General features: G+C 75.0%; 20 protein-coding genes. 8 read left to right on the top strand and 12 right to left on the bottom strand.

Features of this window, described 5'->3' with window-relative positions; all coding sequences use genetic code 11:
• Nucleotides 1-177: 177 nt before the first annotated feature.
• Nucleotides 178-798, top strand: a complete 621-nt coding sequence (locus ACIPLC_RS21945) for a hypothetical protein (protein WP_400474681.1) — start codon at nt 178-180, stop codon at nt 796-798.
• A gap of 115 nt (nt 799-913) precedes the next feature.
• Here the strand turns inward: ACIPLC_RS21945 and purH are convergent, their stop codons facing one another.
• A complete protein-coding gene (purH, locus tag ACIPLC_RS21940) occupies nt 914-2,491 on the bottom strand; it encodes a bifunctional phosphoribosylaminoimidazolecarboxamide formyltransferase/IMP cyclohydrolase (RefSeq protein ID WP_400474680.1) in 1,578 nt (525 codons plus the stop codon).
• Between the two features lie 69 nt (nt 2,492-2,560).
• The gene (gene purN, locus ACIPLC_RS21935) at nt 2,561-3,226 is read right to left on the bottom strand and encodes a phosphoribosylglycinamide formyltransferase (protein ID WP_400474679.1); all 666 of its coding nucleotides are present in this window, start codon (nt 3,224-3,226) and stop codon (nt 2,561-2,563) included.
• 367 nt (nt 3,227-3,593) lie between these two features.
• On the opposite strand from purN, the gene ACIPLC_RS21930 reads away from it, so the two are divergent.
• Nucleotides 3,594-4,226, top strand: coding sequence for a hypothetical protein (locus tag ACIPLC_RS21930; protein ID WP_400474678.1), 633 nt, complete (start codon nt 3,594-3,596; stop codon nt 4,224-4,226).
• A gap of 66 nt (nt 4,227-4,292) precedes the next feature.
• Here the strand turns inward: ACIPLC_RS21930 and ACIPLC_RS21925 are convergent, their stop codons facing one another.
• Nucleotides 4,293-5,768: a DUF6350 family protein gene (locus tag ACIPLC_RS21925; protein WP_400474677.1), complete on the bottom strand. Its 1,476-nt coding sequence runs from the start codon at nt 5,766-5,768 to the stop codon at nt 4,293-4,295.
• Nucleotides 5,769-5,900: 132 nt separating this feature from the next.
• Between ACIPLC_RS21925 and ACIPLC_RS21920 the strand changes: the two genes are divergently transcribed.
• Nucleotides 5,901-7,652: a sigma factor-like helix-turn-helix DNA-binding protein gene (locus ACIPLC_RS21920; RefSeq protein WP_400474676.1), complete on the top strand. Its 1,752-nt coding sequence runs from the start codon at nt 5,901-5,903 to the stop codon at nt 7,650-7,652.
• A 70-nt stretch (nt 7,653-7,722) separates the two neighbouring features.
• Here ACIPLC_RS21920 and sucD read toward each other — a convergent pair whose 3' ends face one another.
• The 5 genes from sucD to ACIPLC_RS21895 all read right to left on the bottom strand — a co-directional run bounded on the left by sucD (nt 7,723) and on the right by ACIPLC_RS21895 (nt 14,882).
• Nucleotides 7,723-8,607 (bottom strand): succinate--CoA ligase subunit alpha, encoded by an 885-nt coding sequence (gene sucD, locus ACIPLC_RS21915; protein ID WP_400474675.1) that lies wholly within the window; start codon nt 8,605-8,607, stop codon nt 7,723-7,725.
• A 19-nt stretch (nt 8,608-8,626) separates the two neighbouring features.
• On the bottom strand, nt 8,627-9,799 hold the full coding sequence (gene sucC, locus ACIPLC_RS21910) for an ADP-forming succinate--CoA ligase subunit beta (protein ID WP_363580186.1): 1,173 nt from the start codon (nt 9,797-9,799) through the stop codon (nt 8,627-8,629).
• Nucleotides 9,800-10,099: 300 nt separating this feature from the next.
• Nucleotides 10,100-11,263, bottom strand: coding sequence for a VWA domain-containing protein (locus ACIPLC_RS21905; RefSeq protein WP_400474674.1), 1,164 nt, complete (start codon nt 11,261-11,263; stop codon nt 10,100-10,102).
• A gap of 20 nt (nt 11,264-11,283) precedes the next feature.
• Nucleotides 11,284-13,773 carry a DUF5682 family protein gene (locus ACIPLC_RS21900; RefSeq protein WP_400474673.1) on the bottom strand — a complete coding sequence of 830 codons (2,490 nt, stop codon included), beginning with the start codon at nt 13,771-13,773 and terminating at the stop codon, nt 11,284-11,286.
• Nucleotides 13,770-14,882 carry an AAA family ATPase gene (locus ACIPLC_RS21895; RefSeq protein WP_400474672.1) on the bottom strand — a complete coding sequence of 371 codons (1,113 nt, stop codon included), beginning with the start codon at nt 14,880-14,882 and terminating at the stop codon, nt 13,770-13,772. The genes ACIPLC_RS21900 and ACIPLC_RS21895 overlap by 4 nt, the downstream gene beginning before the upstream one ends.
• A 159-nt stretch (nt 14,883-15,041) precedes the next feature.
• Between ACIPLC_RS21895 and ACIPLC_RS21890 the strand changes: the two genes are divergently transcribed.
• Entirely contained in the window at nt 15,042-16,355 is a 1,314-nt protein-coding gene (locus tag ACIPLC_RS21890; protein ID WP_400474671.1) for an SWIM zinc finger family protein, read from the top strand.
• 32 nt (nt 16,356-16,387) lie between these two features.
• A complete protein-coding gene (locus tag ACIPLC_RS21885; RefSeq protein ID WP_400474670.1) occupies nt 16,388-17,986 on the top strand; it encodes a DUF5691 domain-containing protein in 1,599 nt (532 codons plus the stop codon).
• 125 nt (nt 17,987-18,111) lie between these two features.
• Here the strand turns inward: ACIPLC_RS21885 and ACIPLC_RS21880 are convergent, their stop codons facing one another.
• Nucleotides 18,112-18,519: a cobalamin B12-binding domain-containing protein gene (locus ACIPLC_RS21880; RefSeq protein ID WP_400474769.1), complete on the bottom strand. Its 408-nt coding sequence runs from the start codon at nt 18,517-18,519 to the stop codon at nt 18,112-18,114.
• Nucleotides 18,520-18,875: 356 nt separating this feature from the next.
• On the opposite strand from ACIPLC_RS21880, the gene ACIPLC_RS21875 reads away from it, so the two are divergent.
• Nucleotides 18,876-19,688, top strand: coding sequence for a peptidoglycan DD-metalloendopeptidase family protein (locus tag ACIPLC_RS21875; protein WP_400474669.1), 813 nt, complete (start codon nt 18,876-18,878; stop codon nt 19,686-19,688).
• Between the two features lie 6 nt (nt 19,689-19,694).
• On the opposite strand, the gene pcrA is transcribed toward ACIPLC_RS21875, so the two are convergent.
• The 3 genes from pcrA to ACIPLC_RS21860 all read right to left on the bottom strand — a co-directional run bounded on the left by pcrA (nt 19,695) and on the right by ACIPLC_RS21860 (nt 24,405).
• On the bottom strand, nt 19,695-22,322 hold the full coding sequence (gene pcrA / locus ACIPLC_RS21870; protein WP_400474668.1) for a DNA helicase PcrA: 2,628 nt from the start codon (nt 22,320-22,322) through the stop codon (nt 19,695-19,697).
• A gap of 81 nt (nt 22,323-22,403) precedes the next feature.
• Entirely contained in the window at nt 22,404-23,081 is a 678-nt protein-coding gene (locus tag ACIPLC_RS21865; protein ID WP_400474667.1) for a LuxR C-terminal-related transcriptional regulator, read from the bottom strand.
• Nucleotides 23,074-24,405 carry a PspC domain-containing protein gene (locus ACIPLC_RS21860; RefSeq protein ID WP_400474768.1) on the bottom strand — a complete coding sequence of 444 codons (1,332 nt, stop codon included), beginning with the start codon at nt 24,403-24,405 and terminating at the stop codon, nt 23,074-23,076. Before ACIPLC_RS21860 ends, ACIPLC_RS21865 begins: the two co-directional genes overlap by 8 nt.
• Before the next feature lie 263 nt (nt 24,406-24,668).
• On the opposite strand from ACIPLC_RS21860, the gene ACIPLC_RS21855 reads away from it, so the two are divergent.
• Both ACIPLC_RS21855 and ACIPLC_RS21850 read left to right on the top strand, forming a co-directional pair.
• Nucleotides 24,669-26,105, top strand: a complete 1,437-nt coding sequence (locus tag ACIPLC_RS21855; protein WP_400474666.1) for a PspC domain-containing protein — start codon at nt 24,669-24,671, stop codon at nt 26,103-26,105.
• Nucleotides 26,102-26,311, top strand: coding sequence for a hypothetical protein (locus ACIPLC_RS21850; RefSeq protein WP_400474665.1), 210 nt, complete (start codon nt 26,102-26,104; stop codon nt 26,309-26,311). Before ACIPLC_RS21855 ends, ACIPLC_RS21850 begins: the two co-directional genes overlap by 4 nt.
• Nucleotides 26,312-26,414: the final 103 nt, after the last annotated feature.

Raw genomic sequence — 26,414 nt, 5'->3', positions numbered from 1 at the left:
ACTCCGCTCGCACCGCTCCCAGCGCGCTCACCACGCGTCTGAGCCGACCGTGCCCGGCTCCGCTCCGGGCTGTCACTCCCCTCCGTTAGCGTCCCGTTCGACCGGCGACCCGACTCGCCAACCGGAACCGGGCCCTCCGTCCCGTCCCCACGTCCCCGCAACTGCCCGGAGGCATCCATGAGTTACCCGCCCGACCCGAACAACCCGTACGGCCAGCCGCCGCAGGCCCCCGGCTACGGCTACCCCCAGCAGGCCCCGCCGGCCGGGTACGGCTACCCGCCGCCCGCACCGGGCTACGCCGCCGCGCCGGGCTACGGCTACCCGCCGGCCGTCCCGCAGTCGATGCCGGGCCTGGTGGTCACCACCCGGGTGCTGCTGTTCATCATCGGTGCCGTGCAGATCATCGGTGCGGGCATCTACCTGATAGCCGCGGCGGCGGCCAAGGAGGTCACCAACCGGGCCCAGCAGATCGACGGGAGCGACCCGTTCGGCGGGTTCGGCAACGCGGCGGCCGGCGTGCTGGTGGTCGTGGGCGTCCTGTGCGCGCTGTTCGCGGCGTTCTCCATCACGGTGGGCGTGAAGTTCGGCAAGGGCGGCCCCGCGGTCCGCATCACCACCCTGGTGTACGGCTCGTTCGGCGCGCTGCTCGGCCTGCTGGGGCTGCTCGGCTCGTTCGCCAACGGCGGCAACCCGATCGGCATCGTCTTCACGCTGATGTGGCTCGCGGTCTCGATCACGATGATCGTCGGGATGAGCGTCAAGGACGGCGTCGCCTGGTTCGCCCGGCCGCGTTACTGACCGGCCCGGTCCGAACCGATCGGACGACGAGCGGCCCGGCTCCCCTTCCGGAGGAGCCGGGCCGCTCTGTCATGCCGTCACCCGGTCAGTGCGCCGGGCGAGCGGTGGAACGCGATCAGTGGAAGAAGTGCCGGGCGCCGGTGAAGTACATCGTCACCCCGGCCTCGGCGGCCGCCGCGACGACCTCCTCGTCCCGGATCGAACCGCCCGGCTGGACGATCGCCCTGACGCCGGCCGCGATCAGGATGGCCGGACCGTCCGCGAACGGGAAGAACGCGTCCGAGGCCGCGTACGCGCCCTTGGCCCGCTCCCCGGCCCGCTCGACCGCGAGCTTGCAGGAGTCGACCCGGTTGACCTGGCCCATGCCGACGCCCACCGAGGCGCCGTCCTTGGCCAGCAGGATCGCGTTGGACTTGACGGCCCGACAGGCCCGCCAGGCGAAGGCCAGCTCGGCCAGCTCGGCCTCGGACAGCGCCTCGCCGGTGGCCAGCCGCCAGTTCGCCGGGTCGTCGCCCTCGGCGTGCACCCGGTCGGCGTCCTGCAGCAGCACGCCGCCGGAGACCGGGCGCAGCTCCTGGCGGTTGGCCGGCGCCTCGGGGGCCAGCAGCACCCGCAGGTTCTTCTTCCGGGCCAGCACCTCGACGGCGCCGTCCTCGAAGCCGGGGGCCACCACGACCTCGGTGAAGATCGGGGCGATCTGCTCGGCCAGCTCGACGGTGACCGGGCGGTTGACCGCGATCACGCCGCCGTACGCCGAGACCGGGTCGCACTCGTGCGCCTTGCGGTGCGCCTCGGCGACGTCCGCGCCGGTCGCGATGCCGCACGGGTTGGCGTGCTTGATGATCGCGACGGCCGGCTCGGCGTGGTCGTACGCGGCGCGGCGGGCGGCGTCGGTGTCGACGTAGTTGTTGTACGACATCTCCTTGCCGTGCAGCTGCTTCGCGCCGGCCAGACCGCCGCTGCCGTCGCTGTACAGCGCGGCGCCCTGGTGCGGGTTCTCGCCGTAGCGCAGCACGTTCTGCCGCTCCCAGGTGGCGCCCAGGAACTCGGGGAACCGCTCGTCGCTCGGCGCGTAGCCGGCCTCGAACCAGGAGGCGACCGCGACGTCGTACGCGGCGGTGTGCGCGAAGGCCGCACCGGCCAGGCGCTTGCGGGTGGCCAGGTCGAAGCCGCCCTCCCGGACGGCCCGCAGCACGTCGTCATAGCGGGCCGGGTCGACCACCACGGCCACCGACGGGTGGTTCTTGGCCGCGGCGCGGACCATGCTCGGGCCGCCGATGTCGATCTGCTCGACGCACTCGTCCGGGGTGGCGCCCGAGGCGACGGTGGCCTTGAACGGGTAGAGGTTCACCACGACCAGGTCGAAGGGCTCGACGCCCAGCTCGGCCAGCTGCGCGCGGTGCGACTCCAGCCGCAGGTCGGCGAGCACGCCGGCGTGCACGCGGGGGTGCAGCGTCTTCACGCGCCCGTCCAGGCACTCCGGGAAGCCGGTCAGCTCGGAGACCTCGGTCACCGGGACCCCGGCGGCGGCGATCCGGCCGGCGGTGGAGCCGGTGGAGACGATGGCGACCCCGGCGGCGTGCAGGCCCTGGGCCAGCTCCTCCAGACCGGTCTTGTCGTACACGCTGATCAGCGCGCGACGGATCGGACGGATGTTCTCCGAAACGGGGGGCGTGGTGGAGCTGGCGCTCATGCTCCCACCTCGCTGCGCTCGGCGGGCGCTGCGCGCCAGGCACCTTCCTTGACGACTCGTTCGCTGCGCTCACTCATGTGCCGGAATCCATACCTTTCGGTCCTCGATGCGGTGACCCTCGCGGGCCAGCCGGCCCACGACGTCGACGAGCAGCTTGCGCTCGACAGTCTTGATGCGCTCGTGCAGCGCTTCGCCGCCATCGGCGTGGTCGGCGTCGACGACCTCGACGACGCCCTGCGCGATGATCGGCCCGGTGTCCACCCCGGCGTCGACCAGGTGGACGGTGCAGCCGGTGACCCTCACCCCGTACGCGAGCGCGTCGGTGACGCCGTGGGCGCCGGGGAAGGACGGCAGCAGTGCGGGATGGGTGTTGACGATCCGCCCGGCGAAGGCCGCGACGAACTCGGGACCGAGGATCTTCATGAAGCCGGCCGTGACCACCAGGTCCGGCTCGTGGGCGGCGACGGCCGCGGTCAGCGCGCGGTCCCAGTCGGCCCGGTCGGAGAAGTCCTTCACCCGGTGGACGAAGACCGGCAGGCCCGCCTTCTCGGCCCGCTCCAGGCCCGCGATGCCGTCGCGGTCCGCGCCCACGGCGATGATCTCGGCGCCGTACGCCGGATCGGCGGCGGCGTCGATCAGTGCCTGCAGATTGGTGCCGGAACCGGAGACCAGCACCACCAGGCGGGCCGGTCCGGGCGTACGGGGCGGGAAGAGCTGAGCGGGGGCGGCGGCCACTGCGCGATTCTCCGTAGGTCGGGCGCCGCCCGCTGGTACGTCCACCGGCGGTGGGGCCACTACGAACGGCAGGTCGAGCGAGGGGGAACACCAGGAGAACCCGCCGCGACGCGGGCACCCGGGAACCTATCTGAGCTGCTGACCGTCACCACGATAACGGCTGGTCGGACGGCCTCCGCACCCTCGCGGCGGCGCTACGCGCGTAGTTGAGACGGGGATCTCCTCCGGCCCCCGCGGCGGAGTCGCCGGGGCACGGGCCCGCCCGGCACCCGCACAGCGGGCAGGCCGCCGGAGGGTCGGCGAACGGCTGCGGGATCATAGGAGGCGCGGGAGACCGCCTCTCCGACCGAGAAGGAATGGCTGAACCATGAGCAGCGGTGACGACACCGGCGAGCGCAACCCCTTCGCGCCGCCGCCGGCGGATGCCCCGGACCAGCCGTGGCAGCCGCGCAACCCCTGGCCCGGCGAGGGCCAGGACGGCACCGGCGGCCAGGGCGCCGGCGAACGCCCGCAGCTCCCGCCGCCGCACCCCTGGGGCCCCGGCCGGCCCGAGGACAGCCGCCCCCACCCCCCGGCCCCGCAGCCGCCCAAGCTCGACCCCGCCGACCCCGCCCAGCGCCGGGCCCGCAACGCCGCCCTGGCCGGGCCGCTCGCGCTGGTCTGCCTGTTCGCCGGCTTCCACTGGGCCGCCCTGTTCGTCGGCGCGCTCGGCATCCTGTGGGGCATCAGCGCGCTGCGGACCCCCAAGCCCTCCCCGGCGACCGCCGTCACCGGCGCCGCCCCCCGGCCCGCCGCCCCGAACCCGCTCACCCCGGCCGCGCTCGCCGGAATCCTCACCGGCGCGATGACCGTCGTGGTCGCGACCTCGGTGATCGGCCTCGGGATGTACTACAACGACTACGTCACCTGCGTCCGGGACTCGCTGACCTCCGTCGGCGCCGACAACTGCGACCGGTTCGCGCCCAAGTGGTACGTCGACTTCACCGGGAACGCCGGCTAAGGCCTGTCCGGCAGGATCCGCCGGGCAGGCCCTGGCCCCTGTCCGGGCGATCGTGGCGGGCAGGCCCTAGCCGGCGCTCCCGGGGCCGCGCCCGCCCAGCCGCAGCACCGCGGCGTACGCGCGGGCCCGCAGCAGCAGCACCCCCCGGCGCAGCCGCTCGGCCGGCCGGGCACGGACGGCGGGCGGGACCTCCTCGTCGGCGTCCTCACCGACCTCCAGGTCGAGGTCCTCGTCGACCTCCGGGACGGTGGCCGGGCACAGCGCCCGATGGCGCACCAGCAGCGCGCCCGGCACGGCCACCAGCGCGAACCAGCCCGCCGCCGCCGGTCCCGTCCACCAGGGCACCGGCCCCAGCCGGGCCATCCGGCCGCCCGCCAGCGCGCCACCCGACAGCCAGCCCGCCGCCGCCACCGCGGCGCCGGTCAGCAGCGCCGCCGCCAGCACCGCCACCACCGTCGCCGCGGGCGGCCACGGTCCGTCCCCGTCCCCGTCATCGTCATCGCCGGTCTCGCCCCCGGCCTCGGCGGCTCCGCGCGGACCGATCGCCGCCCGGCCCAGCAGCACCGCCGGCACCACCCCCGCCAGCACCGGCAGCAGCAGCGCCGCCAACCGCCAACCGCCCGGGCCCTCCGCCGGCAGCAGGGCGAACATCGGGAACTCCGGGACCGGGCCCAGCACGGTGCCGCCCGGCGCCACCACCGTCCCGGAACCCACCGCGAACCCCGGGCCCAGGGCGTACGCCACCCCCCAGAGCACCGCGTTCGGCAGCAGCACCACCCCGAGCAGCAGCAGCCCGACCAGGGCCGCCGGCCCGCGCCCGAGCACCGCCATCCCCCGCCCGCCCCCGGCCGCCGCGTCCAGCACCGCCGCCACGGCCACCAGCACCCCGCCCGCCGCCACCAGGCCCGCCCCGGCCGCCAGCACCGCGTCGCGCACCGCCGCCGCGCCGCCGGACGGTCGGAGCGGCGCGGGCAGCCGGTCCAGCAGCGGCCACACCGGGTGGCGGGGCGGGGCACCGGGGTCGACGGGCCGGGCCGAACGCGCGCCCGCCGCCGTCGCCAGCCCGGCCAGCAGCCCCACCACCAGCACGTCCGGCAGCACCCTGGCCCGGAACAGCCCGGCGCCCGCGCAGTGCAGCACCACCGCCACCGCCACCGCGCAGTAGCCCGCCCAGACCGCCACCGGGCCGCCCCAGGGCGGCCGGGGCCCGCGCCGCGACGCCACCCCGGCGGCGGCCCGGTACAGCTGAGCCACCGCCAGCACGCCCAGCAGCAACGGGGTGACGGTCAGCGGGGCGCCCACGTCCCCCCGCAGCACCGGCGCGCCGTGCCCGAGCAGCCACAGCGCCCCCGCCAACCGGGTGGCACCGGTCGCCCCGTCGTCCGCGTACGGCGTCGCCACCCAGAGCCCCAGCACCGGCACCCCGACCACCGCGAGGCCGACCAGCGCCGTCCGCACCCCTGCCAACAGGTCGGCCGGCAACGGGCGTCCGCCCAGTTCGCCCGGCAGTTCCAGGATCGGACGGCCCATCAGCTGCGTCATGCGCCTCATGGTGCCAAGGCGACTCGCCATGCCCCGTGAAGCGGCAAACCGCCGCCGTGTCCCAGATTATTGGCTTATGCGCATTTTCAGACCCGATCCCCCAGCCGCCGGCGCACCGGCCCGGAGCGTCTGATGACCACGCCACCCACCGCCGAACACCCCTCCGGCGCCGACTCCCCCACCTCCAAAGGCCGCCCCCGCAAGCCCCGGGCCACCCGACCCGACCAGGAAACGGACCGCCTCCTGCGGAAACTGACGCCCCGTGAGACACAGGTCCTCGCCCACCTCGCCGCCGGCCGTGACCTCCCGCAGGCGGCCGCCGCCCTCGGCGTCACCCCGGCCACCGCCCGCAGCCACGTCCAGCGGGCCATGCGCAAACTCGGCGCCGCCACCGAAGCCGAGGCCGTCGCCCTCACCACCGCCCGTCCGAAGACCCCCGAGACCGCACCGACCGCGCCGGGCACACCGCCCGCACCGCCCGCACCGGGCGACGCCCAGGCGGAGCCCGCCGACGGCCCCCGCACCCCCGACCCCGTGCCGCAGCGCCCGCCCGTCCTCGGCACCGGAGGAAAGCACGCCGAGCCCGCCGACGGCCCGGCGGCCGGTCGCGCCCACACCGACCACCGCCCGGAGCCCGCGCCGCCTGGCACCCCCACCGGCAACCCCACCGAAGCCGCCGCTCGCGCCCAGGCGGCCCCGAACGCCCCGGGAGGGCGCATCAGCACACCCGCCGCCACCACGACACCCCCGGGCACCCGTGGCAACCCGCCCGCGGCGGGAAGCCGCCCCGACGACCCGGCCGCCGACACCGGACGGCACGCCCACGCGGCCCCGCCGACCGACGGCGAGCGGGCCGGGCCGGCCGGGAGCTTCGAGGAACTGTACGAGCAGGCCCACACCCGGCTGGTGCAGCAGGTGTTCCTGCTGACCGCCTGCCGCCACCGGGCGGTGCACTGCGTCCGGCTGGCGTTCGGGGCGGCGCGCCAGGGCTGGGAGACGGTGGCCGCGACGGGGGATCCGGAGGGGTGGGTGCGGGTACGGGCGTGCGAGCTGGCACTGTCCCCGTGGCACCGGGGCGGGCCCCGGCGGATGCACGCCTGGAAGCTGCCGCACCGGCGGATCCGGGTGCGGCCGGCCGACGAGTCGCAGGCGGTGCTGCCCGATCACGACCGGTTGACCGACCGGGACCGGGCGCTGCTGAGGGCGCTGCGGCGGCTGTCCCGGCCGCAGCGCCGGGCGCTGGTGCTGCACGACGGGCTGGGCCTGCCGGCGGCGGCCGTCGCGGTGGAGGTGGAGTCGACGCTGGCGGCGGCCGAGGGGCGGGTGTGGGCGGCCCGGGTGGCGCTGGCCCGGTGGGTGCCGGAGCTGCTGGGGCCCGATCCGGCGGCACCGGGGTTCGCGGACGGCCTGAGCGGGCTGCTGCACCGGGCGGCGGTACGGGGCTGCCCGGAGCCGCACCGGCCGCCGGTGCCGGTGCTGCGGGCCCGGCACCGCCTGTGGACCGCGAGCCGGACGGGGGCGGCGGCGCTGCTGACGGTCGCGGTGGGCGGGGCGGCGCTGGCGACACTGGTGGGGATCCGGCCGGTGACGCTGTTCCGGTCGCCGGAGCCGCCGGAGCCGGCGATCTGCCTGTCGGCGTCGGCCCCGGACGAACCGGGCGTGCCGGTGCTGCCGGGCGGGCCGCCGAACGCCGTCCGCAGTCTGTGGTGCAGCCCGACGCCGGGGGTGGCGGCGGTCGTGATGGAGTCGGCGCCGCAGGCCGCCGCTCGGTGGGAGCTGCCGGCGGTGGCCCGGGGGGCGGGTGCCCCGCCCCCGCCGCAGGGTCCGGAGGTCTGCCCGCTGTGGTCCCCGCTGCCGTGCACGACCGGGCCGACGCCGCACTGACGGCGGCCGCGGACGCGCGAGCGCCCCTGCCCGTGGAGGGCAGGGGCGCTCGCTGCGCGGTGGACCGACGTCAGCCGGCGATGATCTCGCGCGCCAGGCGGGCGGTCTCGGACGGCGTCTTGCCGACCTTGACGCCGGCGGCCTCGAGGGCCTCCTTCTTCGCCTGGGCGGTGCCCGAGGAGCCGGAGACGATGGCGCCGGCGTGGCCCATGGTCTTGCCCTCGGGGGCGGTGAAGCCCGCGACGTAGCCGACGACCGGCTTGGTGACGTGCTCGGCGATGTAGGCCGCGGCACGCTCCTCGGCGTCGCCGCCGATCTCACCGATCATGACGATGAGCTCGGTCTCCGGGTCCTCCTGGAACGCCTTGAGGGCGTCGATGTGGGTGGTGCCGATGACCGGGTCACCGCCGATGCCCACGGCCGAGGAGAAGCCGATGTCGCGCAGCTCGTACATGAGCTGGTAGGTCAGGGTGCCGGACTTCGAGACCAGACCGATCTTGCCGGCGGTGGTGATGTCGGCCGGGATGATGCCGGCGTTCGACTGTCCGGGGCTGATCAGGCCGGGGCAGTTCGGGCCGATGATCCGGGTCTTGTTGCCCTTCGAACCGGCGTACGCCCAGAAGGCGGCGGTGTCGTGCACCGGGACGCCCTCGGTGATGACGACGGCCAGGCCGATCTCGGCGTCGATGGCCTCGACGACGGCGTCCTTGGTGAACTTCGGCGGCACGAAGATGACGGTGACGTCGGCACCGGTCTTCTCCATGGCCTCGGCGACGCCGCCGAAGACGGGCACCTCGGTGCCGTCGACGTCGACCGTGGTGCCGGCCTTGCGCGGGTTGACGCCGCCGACGATCTGGGTGCCGGAGGCGAGCATGCGGCGGGTGTGCTTCATGCCCTCGGAGCCGGTCATGCCCTGGACGATGACCTTGCTGTCCTTGGTAAGGAAGATAGCCATGGTGTGAAAGTCCCCTTCCTTACTTGTTGGCCAGCTCGGCGGCGCGGTCAGCGGCGCCGTCCATGGTGTCCACGCGCTGGACCAGCGGGTGGTTGGCGTCGTCGAGGATCTTGCGACCCAGCTCCGCGTTGTTGCCGTCCAGGCGGACGACCAGCGGCTTGGTGACGTTCTCGCCCTTGCTCTTCAGGAGCTCCAGGGCCTGCACGATGCCGTTGGCGACCGCGTCGCAGGCGGTGATGCCGCCGAAGACGTTGACGAACACCGACTTGACGTCGGGGTCGCCCAGGATGATCTCCAGGCCGTTGGCCATGACCTCGGCGGAGGCGCCGCCGCCGATGTCGAGGAAGTTGGCGGGCTTGACGCCGCCGTGCTTCTCACCGGCGTAGGCGACCACGTCGAGGGTGCTCATCACGAGGCCCGCGCCGTTGCCGATGATGCCGACCTGGCCGTCGAGCTTGACGTAGTTCAGGCCCTTGGCCTTGGCGGCGGCCTCCAGCGGGTTGGCCGCGGCCTTGTCCTCCAGCGCCTCGTGCTCGGGCTGGCGGAACTCGGCGTTCTCGTCCAGGGAGACCTTGCCGTCGAGCGCGATGATCTTGCCCTCGCCGGACTTGATCAGCGGGTTGACCTCGACGAGGAGGGCGTCCTCGGCGATGAAGACCTTCCACAGCTTCTGCAGGACGTCGGCGACCTGGTCGGCGATCTCGGCCGGGAACTTCGCCGCGGCGACGATCTCGGCGGCCTTCTCCGGGGTGCAGCCCTCGTTGGCGTCGACCGGGATCTTGGCGAGCGCGTCGGGGTTCTCCTCGGCGACGACCTCGATCTCCACGCCGCCCTCGACGCTGGCCATCGCCAGGAAGGTGCGGTTGGTGCGGTCCAGCAGGAACGAGACGTAGTACTCGTCCTTGATGTCCGCGGTCTGGGCCAGCATCACCTTGTGGACGGTGTGGCCCTTGATGTCCATGCCGAGGATCGCCTCGGCCTTGGCGACGGCGTCAGCCGGGTCGGAGGCGAGCTTCACGCCACCGGCCTTGCCTCGGCCACCCACCTTCACCTGAGCCTTGACGACGGCACGGCCGCCGAAGCGCTCCGCGATGGCGGCAGCGTCTGCGGCGGTCTCGATCACATCACCGTCAAGCACGGGCACACCGTGCTTGGCGAAGAGGTCCCTCGCCTGGTACTCGAACAGGTCCACGTGTTTGTCCTTGTTCGTGGTCGCGGATTGTGTCTCTACGAGCGTGCCACGGCAGGATCTTCGCTGCGGGTCGTCGGGGCGGTGCGGGTACGCAGAGGTACGGCCTTGCGGCCCACACAGCCACGGGCGCACACGTCAATCAACACGCGCGTCACGTCCGTCTGGCAGGTTATCCCCGTACGACGGGACTGTTTCGCCCGGGGCCTGCCCGTCCGTGGTGAGAACCGTCACAGACGGCCTACGGGGGCGGCCGGCGCACCCCGTCCGCCGGTCGGCCGGTTCGCACGTCCGGGTGAATCCTCACACTCCCTGGTCAGGCACCGGGATCGGGCGCTTCTCGATCGCCGCGGCCATGATCTCCGGAAAGGCGTCCGGGGTGCAGGCGAAGGCCGGGGCTCCCAGGGCGGCCAGGGCGGCGGCGTGGGCGTGGTCGTAGGCGGGCGCGCCTTCGTCGGACAGCGCCAGCAGGGCGATGAACTGGACGCCGGCCGCCTTCATCGCGGCGACGCGCTTGAGCATGCCGTCCCGGATGCCGCCCTCGTAGAGGTCGCTGATCAGCACCACCACGGTCTCGGACGGCCGGGTGATCCTGGACTGGCAGTAGGCGAGCGCGCGGTTGATGTCGGTGCCGCCGCCGAGCTGGGTGGCGAACAGGACGTCGACCGGGTCGGTGAGCTGTTCGGTGAGGTCGACCACCGAGGTGTCGAAGAGGACCAGCCGGGTGTCCAGCGTGCGCATCGAGGCGAGCACCGCACCGAACACCGCCGAATGCACCACCGACGGGGCCATCGAGCCGGACTGGTCGATGCAGAGGATGACGTCCTTCTTCACCGCGCGCTGGGCGCGGGCGTAGCCGACCAGCCGCTCGGGGACGACGGTGCCGTGCTCGGGCAGGTAGTTCTTCAGATTGGCCCGGATGGTGCGGTCCCAGTCGATGTCGCGGTGGCGGGGCCGGTTGACCTTGGCGCTGCGGTCGAGGGCGCCGCCCAGGGTGGCCCTGGTGCGGTCGGCGAGGCGGCGCTCCAGGTCGGCGACCACCTTGCCGACCACGGCCCGGGCGGTCTCCCGGGTGGTCTCGGGCAGCGCGTGCTTGAGCGACAGCAGGGTGCCGACCAGGTGCACGTCCGGTTCGACGGCCTCCAGCATCTCGGGCTCCAGCAGCAGCCGGTCCAGGCCGAGCCGGGCGATCGCGTCCTGCTGCATCAGCTGGACGACGGTGGACGGGAAGTACTCGCGGATGTCGCCCAGCCAGCGCGCCACCTGCGGGGCCGAACCGCCCAGCCCGGCGCTGCGCCGGCCGCCGAGGGCCGCCCGGCCGCCCTCCTCGGGCGCGCCGCGGTAGAGCGCGGCCAGGGCGCCGTCCATCGCGGCGTCCCGGCCGCGCAGGGTGCAGCCGGTGCCGTCGGCCTCGCCGCCGAGCACCAGCCGCCAGCGGCGCAGCCGTTCGTCGGTCGTGGTCGCCATCAGGTCCTCCTTCACGGGTGTCAGGTGTTGCGGCCGGCGGCCTGCCGGGGGATCTGGGGACGGGCGCCGAGCAGCAGGGCCACCACCGGGACGGCGGCGTCGGCCCGGGCCCGGTCGAGGGTGCCGCCCGGGGCCCGGGCCGCCGGGGCCTCGCCGAGCGGGCCGGCCGCGACCCGCCCGCCGATGGTGCCGCGGACGCCCGCCTCCAGCCCGGCGAAGGTGCGGCGCAGCAGTGGCAGGACGTCGGTGAAGACCTCGCCGGGTACGCCGGTCAGCCACTCGTCGAGCAGGGCGAGCAGGCGCGGGTCGTGCAGCAGCAGGGCGCCGCCGCCGGTGAGGAAGCCCTCGATCCAACCGGCCGCGTCCGCCGGGGCGTTGGCGGCCGACAGCACCAGCCGCAGCCGGCCGGCGGCCTCCTCGGAGTCGAGCCGGCCGTCGTCCAGCAGCAGCCGGACGGCGCGCCCGCGCAGCAGGCCGGGGGCGCCGGTGGCCGGGCCGCCGGCCGGCTCGCGGCGGGCCAGCGAGCGCAGGGCGGCGGCCCAGCGGTCGGCCAGGCCCTCGGGACCGTCCGGGACCGGGGAGGCCGCCGGGGCGTCCAGGCGCGCTGATTCGACCGGGGCGTCCGGGCCTTCCGAGGCGACCGGGGTATCCGGGGCGTCCGGGGTGTCCGGGCCTTCCGAGGCGACCGGGGTATCCGGGGCGTCCGGGGTGTCCGGGGCGACTCGGCCTTCCGGGCTCTCCGGCTCCGGCCGAACGGCCGGGCCGAGCAGGCCGATCGCGCCGTGCACCTCGTCGAGCCGGCCGCGCATCGCCGCCGCCCCCTCGGCGTCCAACCCGACGCAGGCGGGCGGCAGCCCGACGCAGATCCGGTCGGCCAGGCCGGTGGCGACCTCGCCGAGCGCGCCGTGGTCGGTGCCGCGCACGTCGCCGTAGCGCAGCGCCCGGACCAGCGCGGGCAGCGCCCCGGCCAGGTGCGCGACGTCGGTGTCCAGGGCGGCGCAGTCGGCGAGCACCCGCATCACGGCGGGCAGCGCGCCGGCCAGCCCGGCCAGCAGGCAGGTCTCCACCAGGCCGGTCAGCTCGGCGAGTTCGGCGGCGGCGCGGGCGGTGCCGACGGCCTTGCCGGTCGCCGCCTCCTCGACCGTGGTGCCCCACTGGGCGGCCTCGGCGATCCGGACCGCGAACTCGGGCTGCCAGCACAGCCGCCAGCTCTCCCGGAACGTCCCGGTCGAGTTGACCGCCGAGCGGGCCGGCACGCCCCAGTCGACGCCCAGCAGGCGCAGCCGGTGCAGCAGCCGCGAGCGGGCCGCGTCGGTGTCCTTGCGCAGGTCGAGGTCGAGGTCCTTCGGCGCGGCCTCGGGCTTGAGCCGCAGCGTGCGCTGCCAGCGGGTGAGGTCCCGCTGGAGCGGCACCGCCGGTGCCGCGTCCGGGACTTCGCCGAGCGCGTCGCCGACCACCAGACGGTCCCGGACGAGCTCCAGGGCGACGTCCGAGCCCTCGCAGAGCACCGCGCGGACGGCATCCAGGGTCTCGGTCAGCCCGGCCAGCGGGCGGCCGCGCAGCACCGCCAGCGTGCGGGCGAGCCGGACCGCCTCGATGACGTGGGCGGAGGAGACCGGGTGGTCCTCGGCCCGCAGCAGTCCGGCGGCCCGGGTGAGCCAGCGCGGCACCGGATCGCCCGCGGTGCTGAACAGGTGGTGGTACCAGCCCGGTGACTGCACGCCCGCGCCGTAGCCGGTGGCCTGGGAGAGCCGGCGGTGCGTCCACGGCACCCAGGTGATGTCCGTCCTCACCTTCCGCGGCAGCTCGGCGAGCAGCGCCCGGTCGTGCGCGACCGTCGGCATCACCGCCAGCGCGGGCACGTGGAAGGCCCCGCACACCACGGCGATCCGGCGGTGCCCGGCGCGGCGGGCGGCCCGGATCTGCTGGCGCATGTACGCCTCGCGCAGTGCGTCCCGCCGGGACTCGCCGAGGCCCTCCGCGCGCAGCGCCGCCATCGCCTCCGCGACGGCGGCGAACGGCGCCAGCCCGTCCGCGTCGTCCGCACCGGGCGCGGTGGGCGCACGGTGCTCGACCACGTCCTCCCACCAGCGCTCCGGGTCGTCGTACCCGGCCGCCTCGGCGAGCAGCGCCAGCGGGTCGGCGACCGCCCCGGCGGGCTCGGCAGGCTCCCCGGCCTCGGCGGCGGGGCCGAGGCCGTACCCGGCGGGCAGGTCGATGAAGCGGACCGGCAGCTCCCGCTCGACGCCGTGGCGGATCGCCACCCACTCCGGCGAGAACTCGGCGTACGGCCAGAACGCGGCCCTCGCCGGGTCGTCCACCGCGTGGGCCAGCAGCGCGACCGGCGGCACCAGGCCGGTCCCGGCGGCCAGGTGGACGATGCCGTCGGCCTCCGGCGGGCCCTCGATCAGCACCGCGTCCGGCCGCCACCGCTCCAGCGCGGCGGCCACCGCCCGGGCCGAGCCCGGGCCGTGGTGCCGGATGCCGAGCAGCGCGACGTCCGCGGTCATCGCACCTCCTCGCGGGCGGCCCGGTAGAAGTCCTTCCAGCCGTCGCGCTCGCGCACCACCCCTTCGACGTACTCGCGCCACACCGCGTGGTCCGCCACCGGATCCCGGACGACGGCGCCGAGGATGCCGGCCGTCACGTCCCCGGCGCGCAGCACGCCGTCCCCGAAGTGGGTGGCCAGGGCGAGGCCGTTGGCCACCACCGAGATCGCCTCCGCCGTGGAGAGGGTGCCGCTCGGGGTCTTGACCTTCGTCCGGCCGTCCGTCGTGATCCCGGCCCGCAGCTCGCGGAAGACGGTGACCACCCGCCTGATCTCCTCGGCGCCGCCGGGCAGTTCGGGCAGCTCCAGGGAGCGGCCGAGCTGGTTCACCCGGCGGGTGACGATGTCGACCTCCTCCTCCAGCGAGCCCGGCAGCGGCAGCACGACGGTGTTGAACCGTCGGCGCAGCGCGCTGGACAGCTCGTTGACGCCGCGGTCGCGGTCGTTCGCGGTGGCGATCACGTTGAAGCCGCGCACCGCCTGCGTCTCGCCGCCCAACTCCGGTACCGGCAGCGTCTTCTCGGACAGGATGGTGATCAGGCTGTCCTGCACGTCGGCCGGGATCCGGGTCAGCTCCTCGATCCGGGCGAGCTTGCCGTCCGCCATCGCCCGCATCAGCGGCGAGGGCACCAGGGCGTCCCGGCTCGGGCCGTCGGTGAGCAGCCGGGCGTAGTTCCAGCCGTACCGGACGGCCTCCTCCGGGGTGCCGGCGGTGCCCTGCACCAGCAGGGTGGAGTCGCCGCTGATCGCCGCGGCCAGGTGCTCGGACACCCAGGTCTTCGCGGTGCCGGGCACGCCGAGCAGCAGCAGCGCGCGGTCCGTCGCCAGGGTCGTGACGGCGACCTCCACCACCCGGCGCGGGCCGATGTACTTGGGGGTGATCGGGGTGCCGTCGGGCAGTTCGCCGCCGAGCAGGTACGTCGCCACGGCCCACGGCGAGAGCTTCCAGCGCTCCGGGCGCGGACGGTCGTCCTGCGCGGCCAGCGCGGCCAGTTCACCGGCGAAGGCGTCCTCGGCATGCTGCCGCAGAACGTCGGTCACGGGGGCTCCTTCGGGTCGGCCGCCGGGCACACGGGTGCCCCGGCGGCAGGGTGATCGGGGGGAGCTGGGGCATGTCCAGGCCGGCGTCCCGGCCTGTGGGAACCACCCTGCACCCCGGCACTGACAACGCCCGGGGCGCTCCGGACGGACAGTCAGCCGATGTCAGTGCCACCGCCTACCGTCGGTCGCATGGAGGAACGCTGGAGCACCGAACACGTCCTGTCCCTGGCACCTGACACCGCGTCGCGGAAGGCGGCCGGCAAGCTCTCCTCGCCCGCGCCCTGGTCCGGGGCGGGCACCGACGGCACCGCGCTCTGGGGCGAGTGCAAGGGCAGCGGCAGCACGCCGTACCGCACCGTGATCGAACTCGCCACGCCCGCCTACCAGTGCAGCTGCCCCAGCCGGAAGTTCCCGTGCAAGCACGCGCTCGGACTCCTCCTGCTGTGGAGCGGCGCCCCGGAGGCCGTCCCGGCCGCCGAACCCGCCGCGTGGGCGGCCGACTGGCTCACGTCCCGCGAGGAGCGTGCCGAGAAGCGCGCCGCGGCCCCGGCCGACCCGGCCGCCGCCCGGCGCCGGGCCGAGCGGCGCGGCGCCCGGGTGGCGGCGGGCGCGGCCGAGCTGCGGCTGCGCCTGGCCGACCGGGTCCGGCACGGCCTGGCCGACCAGTCCACGGCCGGCCCCTGGGAGGAGGTCGCCGCCCGGATGGTCGACGCCCAGGCCCCCGGCCTGGCCACCCGGGTCCGCGAACTCGACGCCGCCCCGCAGGACCGGCTCCTGGAGGAGTACGCGATGCTCCACCTGCTCGCCACCGCCGCCACCCGCGTCGACGAACTTCCGGCCGAACTGGCCGCCACCGTCCGCACCCGGGTCGGCTACCCCACCGACACCGCCGAGATCCTGGCCGGCCCCACCGTGCGCGACCGCTGGCAGGTGCTCGGCAGCCGGACCCTGCCGATGGAGGGGGGCGCCGACGAGCGGCTCACCACCCGCCGGGTCTGGCTGCGCGGCGCCAAGACCGGCCGCCCCGCCCTGCTGCTCGCCTTCGGCCGCCCCGGCCAGGCCCCCGACCTCGCCCTGCCCACCGGCCACCTGCTGGAGGCCGACCTCGCCTTCCACCCCGGCGCCCGCCCGCTGCGCGCCACCCTCGGCACCCGCTACGGCGCCCCCGAGCCCGGCCCGGCCGGCCCGCCCGGCGGCCTCACCGTCGCCGAGGCGGTGGCCGGCTACGGCACCGCCGTCGCCGACGACCCGTGGCTGGACAGCTGGCCGACCGTCCTCGCCGGCGCCGTCCCCGTCCGCACCCCGGACGGCTGGTACCTGACGGACGGCCACCACACCCTGCCCGTCCACACCTCGGCCCTCCCGGAGGCGGCGCTGTGGCGGCTGGCCGCAGTCTCCACCGGCCGCCCGCTGACGGTCTTCGGCGAGTACGGCCACCAGGGCTTCGCCCCGGTCACGGCCTGGGCCGGCCACGACCACCCGATCGGCCTCACCACCGTCTAGCGCATGTCAGACCGACGTCAGGAGCACCGAGAATGACGATCACCCAGGACCCGTGGGAGACCCTGCACACCACCGCCCTGCTCGGCACCGACCGCCGCCCGCTCCCGGCCACCGCCCTGCCCCTCGCCGACACCGTCGACCAGGCCGACCCGGCCACCGCGCTGCTGGAGCTGGCCGCCCTCGCCACCGTCCGCCGCCGGGCCGGCGCCCTGCCCGTCCCCGCCGCCGGACCGCCCGGCCCGCCCGCCCCCGAGGACGGGCGCCCCGAGCTGCCCACGGCGGCCGCCCGCCGGCTCGCCGTCCTGCTGGCCGGCCGGTCCGGCAGCGGCGGCGCCACCCTGGCCAACCTCGCCGAACTGCTGCCGCAGTGGCTCGCCACCGCCCGCGCCCGGGGCCTGCGCCCACCCGGCGCGCTGATACCCGGCCTGCTCGACGCCGCCCGCGCCCGCAGCGAACTGCGGTCCGACGCCGTCGCGCTGGCCGGCCCGCTGGGCCGCTGGCTGGCCGAGCAGAACCCCGACTGGCGGTTCGTGCTGCGCACCGCCGCCCCCGACCCGGCCGAGCAGCCCGACCGGCCCGCCGACCACCAGCTCTGGCACGAGGGCCTGTTCGCCGAGCGGGTCACCCACCTCACCCTGCTGCGCCGCCGCGATCCGGCCGCCGGCCTGGAGCTGCTGAGCGGGACCTGGTCCACCGAGCGCGCCGAGGACCGCCTGCTCTTCCTGGACTCCCTCCAGGACGGCCTCTCCGCCGCCGACGAGCCCTTCCTGGAGGCCGCCCTCGGCGACCGCAGCAAGAACGTCCGCGCCACCGCCGCCGAACTGCTCTCCGCCCTGCCCGGCTCGGCCCTCGCCCGGCGGATGACCGAACGGGCGAGGGCCGCCGTCCGCCTCGCCGAGACCGGGACGCACCTGCTGGTCACCCCGCCCGCCGAGTGCGACGCGGCCATGCAGCGCGACGGCATACCGCTCAAGTCCCCCACCGGGCGCGGCGAACGGGCCTGGTGGTTCGGCGAGGTGATCGCCGCCGCACCGCTCCGGCTCTGGCCGGAGAGCACCGGCCTGACACCGGAGCAGCTGCTCGCCCTGCGGGTCGGCGACAGCATCGACGAGACCAGCAGCAGCTGGGCCGACGACCTGCGCGAGGCCTGGGCACGCGCCGCCGTCCGCCAGCACGACGCCGACTGGGCCCGGGCGCTGCTCGGCCCGGCGCCCGCACCACCCGCCCGCGGCGCCGGACGGGCCCGCGCGCGCCGCGCCACCGGCGCCCCCGCCAAGCTGCTGGCCGTCCTCCCGCCCGGGGAACGGGCCGCCTGGACGGCCGCGTTCATCGAGGTGCACGGCCTGGGCGAGGCCTTCCAACTGCTCGGCGCCTGCGGCACGCCGTGGACGCCACCGCTGTCCACCGCCGTGGTGACGGCCCTGGCCCGCGCCGCCGGCTCCGGTGCGTACCCGTGGAGCCACAGCGGGGTGCTCGGGATGACGGAACGCGCGCTGGCGCCGGGGACGGCGGCCGCCGTGGAGGAGCTGGCCGCCGGGGCCGCCCCGGACTCCGCCTGGTCGGAGACCTTCGCCCGACTGGCCGGAACGCTGCGCTTCCGGGCCGCGATGCTCGCCGAACTCGACGCCTGACGCCCCAGCCCCAGCCCCAGCCCCTGTTCCCGAAACGACGAAGCGACGAAGCGACGAAGCGACGAGACAACGGGACGGGCCGGCCCCGCCGAAGCCCGGGGCCGGCCCGTCCCGCACCGTCAACCTCAGCCGACCGCCCGCAGGTTGGCCTCGACCCAGGCGACGACGTCCCGCGTGGGCGTGCCCGGGGTGAAGATGTCCGCAACGCCCATCGCCTTGAGCTCGGCGATGTCCTCGTCCGGGATGATCCCGCCGCAGAAGACCTTGATGTCCGCCGCGTCGCGCTCCTTCAACAGCTCCAACACCCGCGCGCACAGCGTCATGTGGGCGCCGGAGAGGATCGACAGCCCGATGCCGTCCGCGTCCTCCTGGATCGCGGTGTCGACGACCTGCTCGGGCGTCTGGTGCAGCCCGGTGTAGATGACCTCCATACCGGCGTCGCGCAGGGCACGCGCAATGACCTTGGCACCACGGTCGTGACCGTCGAGCCCCGGCTTGGCAACCACCACACGGATCGGCCCCGACACACTCATCACTGCCTCCTGGACCTCGTCGTCCACCATCCGACCGGACCTTGTGGGCCACGGGTGCGGTTAACGGCCAATAACCAACCTGAGGGGAGGTTAGCGCCACCCGGCCCGGTTGGCCGTGCCACCTCCCAAGAGGAGGGCAAAGTCACAGCCCCGGCCTTGCTACCAGTGGGTATGCCCGTCCACCTGCCCACCGCACAGACCCCCGGCCGACCTCTTGACAACCGGAGGTTTTTCCGGGGCGTCGGCCTTGCGGCTACAGTCTCGGCTGATTTCCCCCCGCTTTCCCCGTACCGCTTTCCCTGCCGCTTTCCCCTGCCCGACGACGCGCCCCAGGCCCACCGAGGAGGCAGCCCCCGATGGCTCCCGACGCAGCCGCCCGCCCGACCCGTGCGGAGCTGCGCCTCGCCGCCCGCGAGCAGTCCCGCGCCCAGCGCCGCGGCGCCGCCAAGGCCGCCACCCGGACCGCACTGCTGCGGGTCGCGCTGCCGTCGGTGGCCGCGCTCGGGGTCGCCGCCGCGGCGGCCGTCACCGTGCGGGGCGAGGCCGATCAGCACGCCCAGGCGGCCGGCCGGACGGCGCGGACGGCGGTCGACGCGCCGGACAACCCGGCCGACGGCGGCGCCGAGGCCGCCAAGACGGCCGCCCGGCAGGCGGTCGCGGCCGGCGATCCGGCCCAGGCCTCCCGCGGCGACGCCCGCCAGCCGCTGGCCGGAGCCCAGCCCGCCGACGCCCAGAGCACCCCGAGCGCGCAGCCGAGCGCCGAGCCCGTCAAGCCCAAGCTGGTCATGCCGGTCGCCCGGCACGGCCTCGGCGAGCTGTTCGGCGAGGCCGGCACCCACTGGGCCAACCGCCACACCGGCATCGACTTCCCGGTGGACGGCGGTTCCGAGGTGATGGCCGTCACCGACGGCACGATCCGCACGCAGTGGAACCCGTCGTACGGCTACATGTCGGTACTGAAGATGTCCGACGGCACCGAGGTCTGGTACTGCCACCTGCGGGCGTACAAGGTCCGCAAGGGGCCGGTGAAGCAGGGCGACGTCATCGCCTTCGTCGGCAGCAGCGGCAACAGCACCGGGCCGCACCTGCACTTCGAGGTCCGCCCGGCCGGCAGCGGGCCGGTCGACCCGCTGCCGTGGTTCCTCTCGAACGGGCTCGACCCCCGCTAGGGAAGGCTAGAGCTTCTCCACCGGCGCGTAGCGCAGCAGCAGTTGCTTGCGGCCCTCCGAGCCGAAGTCGACCGTGGCCTGCGCCCGGTCACCGACGCCGGTGACGCCCACCACCGTGCCCAGCCCGAAGGTGTCGTGGGTGACCCGGTCCCCGACCGCGAGCGAGACGGCGTCCCGCTCGACGACCTGGCCGCCGCGCCGCGCCGACTGCCCCCAGCCCGCCTTGGGCTTCGACGAGGCCGACGAAGCCGACGAGCCCGACGAGGAGCGCGAACCGCCGCCCCCCGACGAGGACTTGCCCCAGGACGACCCCGAGGAGAAGCCGCGCGCGGCCGGCGGCTGCGCCGCCCCCGTCCGCTTCCACTCCACCAGGTTCTCCGGGATCTCCTCCAGGAACCGCGAGGCCGGGTTGTACGCGGGCTGCCCCCAGGCGCTGCGCAGCACCGAGCGGGTCAGGTAGAGCCGCTGCCGCGCCCGGGTGAGCCCCACGTAGGCGAGCCGCCGCTCCTCCTCCAGCTCCTTGACCTGGTTGAGCGCCCGCATGTGCGGGAAGATCCCGTCCTCCATGCCGGTCAGGAAGACCACCGGGAACTCCAGGCCCTTGGCGGTGTGCAGGGTCATCATCGTGATGACGCCCCGGCCCTCCTCGTCGTCCGGGATCTGGTCGGAGTCGGCGACGAGCGCGACCCGCTCCAGGAAGTCGGCGAGCGAGCCGACCGGCGGGGTGCCCTCCTCGTCGGCGTCGGGCCGCTCGCCCGGGTCCTGCTCGTACTCCAGGGCGACGGAGGCGAGTTCCTGCAGGTTCTCCACCCGGGTCTCGTCCTGCGGGTCGGTGGAGGCCTGGAGTTCGGCCAGGTAGCCGGTCTCCTCCAGGACGGCCTCCAGCACCGCGGCCGGGCCCGCGCCCGACTCGACGACCTGCCGCAGCCCGGCCATCAGGACGTTGAACTTCTTCACCGCGTTGGCCGAGCGCGCGGCCATCCCGTACGCCTCGTCGACCCGCACCAGCGCCTGGGCGAAGGAGATCCGCTCCCGCGCGGCCAGCGCGTCGACCATCGCCTCGGCCCGCTCGCCGATGCCGCGCTTGGGCACGTTGAGGATCCGGCGCAGCGGCACGGTGTCCTCCGGGTTGGAGAGCACCCGCAGGTACGCCAGGACGTCCCGGACCTCCTTGCGCTCGTAGAAGCGCACCCCGCCGACCACCTTGTACGGCAGGCCGACCCGGATGAACACCTCCTCGAACACGCGGGACTGGGCGTTCGTCCGGTAGAAGATCGCGACGTCGCCGGGCTTGGCGTCGCCCGCGTCGGTGAGCCGGTCGATCTCGTCGGCGATGAACTGGGCCTCGCCGTGCTCGTCGTCCGCGACGTAGCCGACGACCTTCTCGCCGTGCTCACCGGCCGTCCAGAGCTTCTTCTCGCGCCGGTTGGCGTTGCGCTCGATGACGGCGTTGGCGGCGCTCAGGATGGTCTGCGTGGAGCGGTAGTTCTGCTCCAGCAGGATCGTGGTCGCGTTCGGGTAGTCCTCCTCGAACTGGAGGATGTTGCGGATCGTCGCGCCGCGGAAGGCGTAGATCGACTGGTCCGCGTCACCGACGACGCACAGCTCGGCCGGCGGCACCTCGGCCAGGCGCCCGGCGGCCGGGTTCACGAACTCCCCGTCCACGGTGCGCTTCGGCGCGGCCGCGACGGATCCGCCGCTCAGCTCGCGGACGAGCATGTACTGGGCGTGGTTGGTGTCCTGGTACTCGTCGACCAGGATGTGCCGGAACCGGCGCCGGTAGTGCTCCGCGACGTCGGGGAAGGCCTGGAGCAGGTTCACCGTCGTCATGATGATGTCGTCGAAGTCCAGCGCGTTGGCCTCGCGCAGCCGCCGCTGGTAGAGCGTGTACGCCTCGGCGAGCTTCTTCTCCATCGGGTTGGCGGCCTGGTCGGCGAAGGTCTCCTCGTCGATCAGCTCGTTCTTCAGGTTGCTGACCTTCGCGGTGAAGGACTTCGGCGGGAACTGCTTCGGGTCCAGGTCGAGGTCGCGGCAGACCAGCGACATCAGCCGCTGCGAGTCGGCCGAGTCGTAGATCGAGAAGCTGGAGGTGAAGCCCAGCACCTTGGACTCGCGGCGCAGGATCCGCACGCACGCGCTGTGGAAGGTGGACACCCACATCGCCCGGGCCCGCGGGCCGACCAGCGCCTCGACGCGCTCGCGCATCTCGCCGGCGGCCTTGTTGGTGAAGGTGATCGCCAGGATCTCGCCCGGCTGCACGCCGCGGGCGCCCAGCAGGTGGGCGATCCGGTGGGTCAGCACCCGGGTCTTGCCGGAGCCGGCGCCGGCCACGATGAGCAGCGGCGAGCCCGCGTGCAGCACCGCCTCGCGCTGCGGGTCGTTCATGCCCTCCAGCAGCTGCGCCGGATCCACCACCGTGCGGGCGGCGCCGTTGCGGTACCAGGCGTCCCGCGCCGTCTCCTCGGCGTGGTCGGTCTGGAACAGCCCCTCCGGGATGGCCTCCTCGTAGGCCTCGTACGGGGCGTCGTCCTCGTACGGCGGGGGCTCCTCGTCGAGGGGCACGGCGGGCTGCTTCGACCCGGCGGCGGGTGCCTCGAAACCGGGGAGCGGAAGGTCGTCAAAGAGGCTACTCATGGCACTCCGAGTCTATGGCCACCCACCGACAAGCCCGCCCGGCCCGGAGGAATCCGGACCGGGCGGGCTCGCGAGCGGGGCTCAGACCAGGCGGCGGGCGGTGGCCCAGCGGGTCAGTTCGTGCCGGTTGCTGAGCTGGAGCTTGCGCAGGACGGCGGAGACGTGGCTCTCGACCGTCTTCACCGAGATGAAGAGCTGCTTGGCGATCTCCTTGTACGCGTAGCCGCGCGCGATCAGGCGGAGCACCTCGCGCTCGCGCTGGGTGAGGCGGTCCAGGTCCTCGTCGACCGGCGGGGTGTCGGTGGCGGCGAAGGCGTCCAGGACGAAGCCGGCCAGCCGGGGCGAGAACACCGCGTCGCCGTCGCCGATCCGGAAGATCGCGTTGACCAGGTCGGTGCCGGTGATGGTCTTGGTGACGTAGCCGCGCGCGCCGCCGCGGATGACGCCGATCACGTCCTCGGCGGCGTCCGACACCGACAGCGCGAGGAACTTGACCCCTCCCTGCTCGCCCATCACCCCGGCCGAGCGGCGCAGCACCTCGACGCCGCCGCCGCCGGGCAGGTGGACGTCGAGCAGCACCACGTCCGGCCGGGTCTCGGCCACGACCCGGACCGCCGACTCGACGTCGTCGGCCTCGCCGACCACGTCGATGCCGGTCGCCTCGGTGCGGCCGATCTCGGCCCGGACCCCGGTGCGGAACATCCGGTGATCGTCCACCAGGACGACTCTCGCGGTGCGCTCCGGCGCTGCCTCAGTCATTCGTTCTCTCCATCTCCAGCTCGACCTCGGTCCCGCCGTCCGGCGCGGGCCGCACCCGTGCGGTGCCGCCGTTGCGCTTCATGCGGCCGATGATCGACTCCCGTACGCCCATCCGGTCCTCGGGCACCGTGTCGGGGTCGAAGCCGGGGCCGTGGTCGCGGACGAACACCGACACCGTCTTCCCCTCCACCTCGGCGTAGACCTGGACCGGTCCCCCGCCACCGTACTTGGCCGCGTTGACGGTCGCCTCCCTCGCGGCCTGCATCTGGGCCGCGATCCGCTCGTCCATCGGGCAGTCGCCGACGATCACGACCTCGACCGGGACGCCGTGCCGGTCCTCGACCTCGGCGACGACGGCGCGCAGGCTCTCCGCCATGGTGTCGGGCGCGGCCTCGGCGGCGGCCTCCGGGCGGTACAGCCACAGCCGCAGCTCACGCTCCTGGGCACGGGCGAGCCGCAGCACCTCCTTGGGGTCCTCGGCCCGACGCTGGATCAGGGTCAGGGTGTGCAGCACCGAGTCGTGGACGTGCGCGGCGATCTCGGCGCGCTCCTGGGCGCGGATGCGGGCGGTGCGCTCGGCGCCGAGGTCCTGCCACAGGCGCAGCCCGTACGGGCCGAGCAGCACGAGCACCCCGGCGAGCACCGCGAGCGAGGCCTCGACCACCGAGCCGAGCGTCGAGCCGCTGCCCTGCATGGCGAGGAAGGCGATGGTGCCAGCCACCACGAGCAGCACACCGGCGCCGACCCGGGTGTAGGCGCCGCGCCGCTTGTCGCCCTCCTCCAGGCCGAACCAGCGCTGCCAGCGCGAGTCGTCGGCCTGCCGCCAGACCAGCGCGACGCCGACGCCGATCGCCAGCAGCGGCCAGGTGTACGGCTTGGCGGTCTGCAGGCCGAGCGCGTTGAGCAGGGCGGTGATGCCGATCACGGTCATCACCAGGGCGGCGAGCTGGCCGAGGCCGCCCTGCCCGGCCCGGCCGCCGGGCGCGGCGTCCTCCCCCTCCGCCGGGGCCGCGGCCGGCTCGCCCTGGAGGGCGTGCTGGAGCAGTTCGCGCAGCCGGCCGAAGCAGCCGCCGCGGCCCTTGCTCAGCGCGCCGCCCGGCTGCTGCCCCGACCCGGTGGGGACGAAGGCGCCGTTGACGTACACCCAGTGGGCGGCGCCGCGCTGCGCGGGCTCGCCGATGCCGATCGGCACCACGAACCAGAACGCCGCGTACAGCAGGGTGCCGATCCCCTGTGCGAAGAACAGCAGCACGAACGCGAGCCGGACCCACCGCACCGGCAGCCCGAGGTGCACCGCGAGACCCTGCGCGACGCCGCCGAGCATCCGCCCCTGCGGGCTGCGGTAGAGCCGGCGGTACGGCGGCCGTCCGCCGTCGGGCACGGTCGGGTCGGCGCCAGCCGACGGCGCGGTGTCGGGGGCGAGGGGTCGGGGGTCGGAACCGGGTGCTGCCACGGCACCGATGGTTCCACGCTCGCGCACGCGGGCGCATCAGGGTGTGTCCCTACCCCCTTCTCAGGGACAAGTCAGGGTCCGGGCAGGGCTCGCACCGGTTGGGCCGGACCGGGGCAGCCGGGAGGATGGTGCCCATGACCGACGACCACCGCATCCAGGAGACCGGGCCCGCCGCCCCGCCGGAACCGGACCGCCCCCCGCTGACCAGGACCGAGCACCACCGCGTGGTGGCCGGCGTCTGCGGCGGCCTCGGGCGGCACCTGGACATCGACCCGGTGGTCTTCCGGGTGGTCACCGTGGTGCTCTGCCTCTCCGGCGGCCTCGGGCTGTTCCTGTACGGCCTGGCCTGGCTGATCGTCCCCACCGAGCCGGTGCCGGACGGCCGGGGCGGCGCCCGGCACGGGCGCACCGAACTCCAGCGGGTGCTCACCGGCCGGGTGGACGGCCAGTCGGTCGGCGCGGTGCTGCTGACCGTGATCGGCACCGGGGTGTTCTTCTCCTCGATGGGCCAGGACGACCAGCTGTTCCCGCTGCTGCTGCTCGCCGGCCTGGTCTTCCTGGCGGTGCGCTACGACCCGGAGCGCCGTCGCGGCCGGGCCCGCGGCCGCCGCCGCGGCGGCCCGTACGACCGCCACTACCCCGACGGGGACCAGGCCGGCCCGTACCCGTGGCCCGGGTCGGAGGAGGACGAGGCCGCCCGCGCCCGGCACGCCGCGCAGAGAGCCGCCGGAACAGTGCCCGCCGACTCCCCGGCCCCCGGCGCGACCGGCTACCTGTGGGACCCTCGCCACCCCGAGCGCAACCCGTACGGCGCCGGCACCACCCCGCCGTTCGGCACCCCGGTGCCGCCGGCGGGCGGCCCGGCCCAGCCCTGGTGGCAGCGCGTCGACCTGCCCGCGGGCGACCCGCTGCGCAAGGGCGGCCCGCCCGGCCGGCCCCGCCCCACCGCCGTCCGGCGCCCCCGGGAGCGCTCCGCGCTCGGCTTCTTCGGCCTGCTGCTGGCGATCGGCGCGGGTGCCGCGGTCTGGTCCGTCTCGGCCGGCCACACCGACGTCACCGTGCTGAGCGCGACCGTGCTGGCCACCGCGCTGCTGGTGATCGGCCTGACGCTGCTGCTCGGCTCGAAGTTCGGCCGGGCCCGCAAGCTCGCGATGACGGGCCTGCTGCTCACCCTGGCGCTGGTCTTCGTCGGCCGCTCCCCGGACTCCATGCAGAACGCCGTCGGCCAGCGCGACTTCACCGTCACCGCCTCGGCCGACCTTCAGTCCCGGTACTCCCTGGGCGCCGGTCGGCTCCAGCTGGACCTGAGCGGGCTCGACCCGGCCGGGACCACCCTCACCAGCAAGGTCGAACTCGGCGCCGGCGAGCTGACCGTCGTCCTGCCGCCGGACGCGACGGTGAACCTGGTGGCCCGGGTGGGCCTCGGCGACGTCTCCGTCCCCGGTGAGGTCAACGACGGCACCGGCCGCCACGCCTACCTGCTGCAACCCCGCAACGGTCATCCGTCCAACGGCACGCTCGACCTCGAACTCGCGGTCGGGATCGGCAACATCAAGGTGGTCCAGCAGTGAGGAAGCACCGGCTCGACCTGTTCTCGCTGATCGCGGGCACTCTGTTCACCACGATCGCGGTGGTCTACCTGGTCGCGGCGCTCAACGACCGGACGGTGAACGGCCGGATCGTCATCCCGGTCACCTTCATCGTGCTCGGCCTCGGCGGCCTGGCCGGTGCGGTCGCGGCGGTCACCCGGCGCGGCCGCACCGACCGCGAGAACTGAGCGCGAGAACTAGTAGTGCTTGGTCAGGTCCGTGTGGGTATGCGGATGTCGCGATGGCAGGTGGGGCAGGCGCCGGCCCAGGTGGCGAGGAGTAACTGCAGCT

It is taken from the genome of Kitasatospora sp. NPDC086801 (genome assembly GCF_044745805.1).
Classification (GTDB): Bacteria; Actinomycetota; Actinomycetes; order Streptomycetales; family Streptomycetaceae; genus Kitasatospora.
Note: the sequence above shows the minus strand (reverse complement) of the source record. Positions and strands in the feature narration are given on the sequence as shown.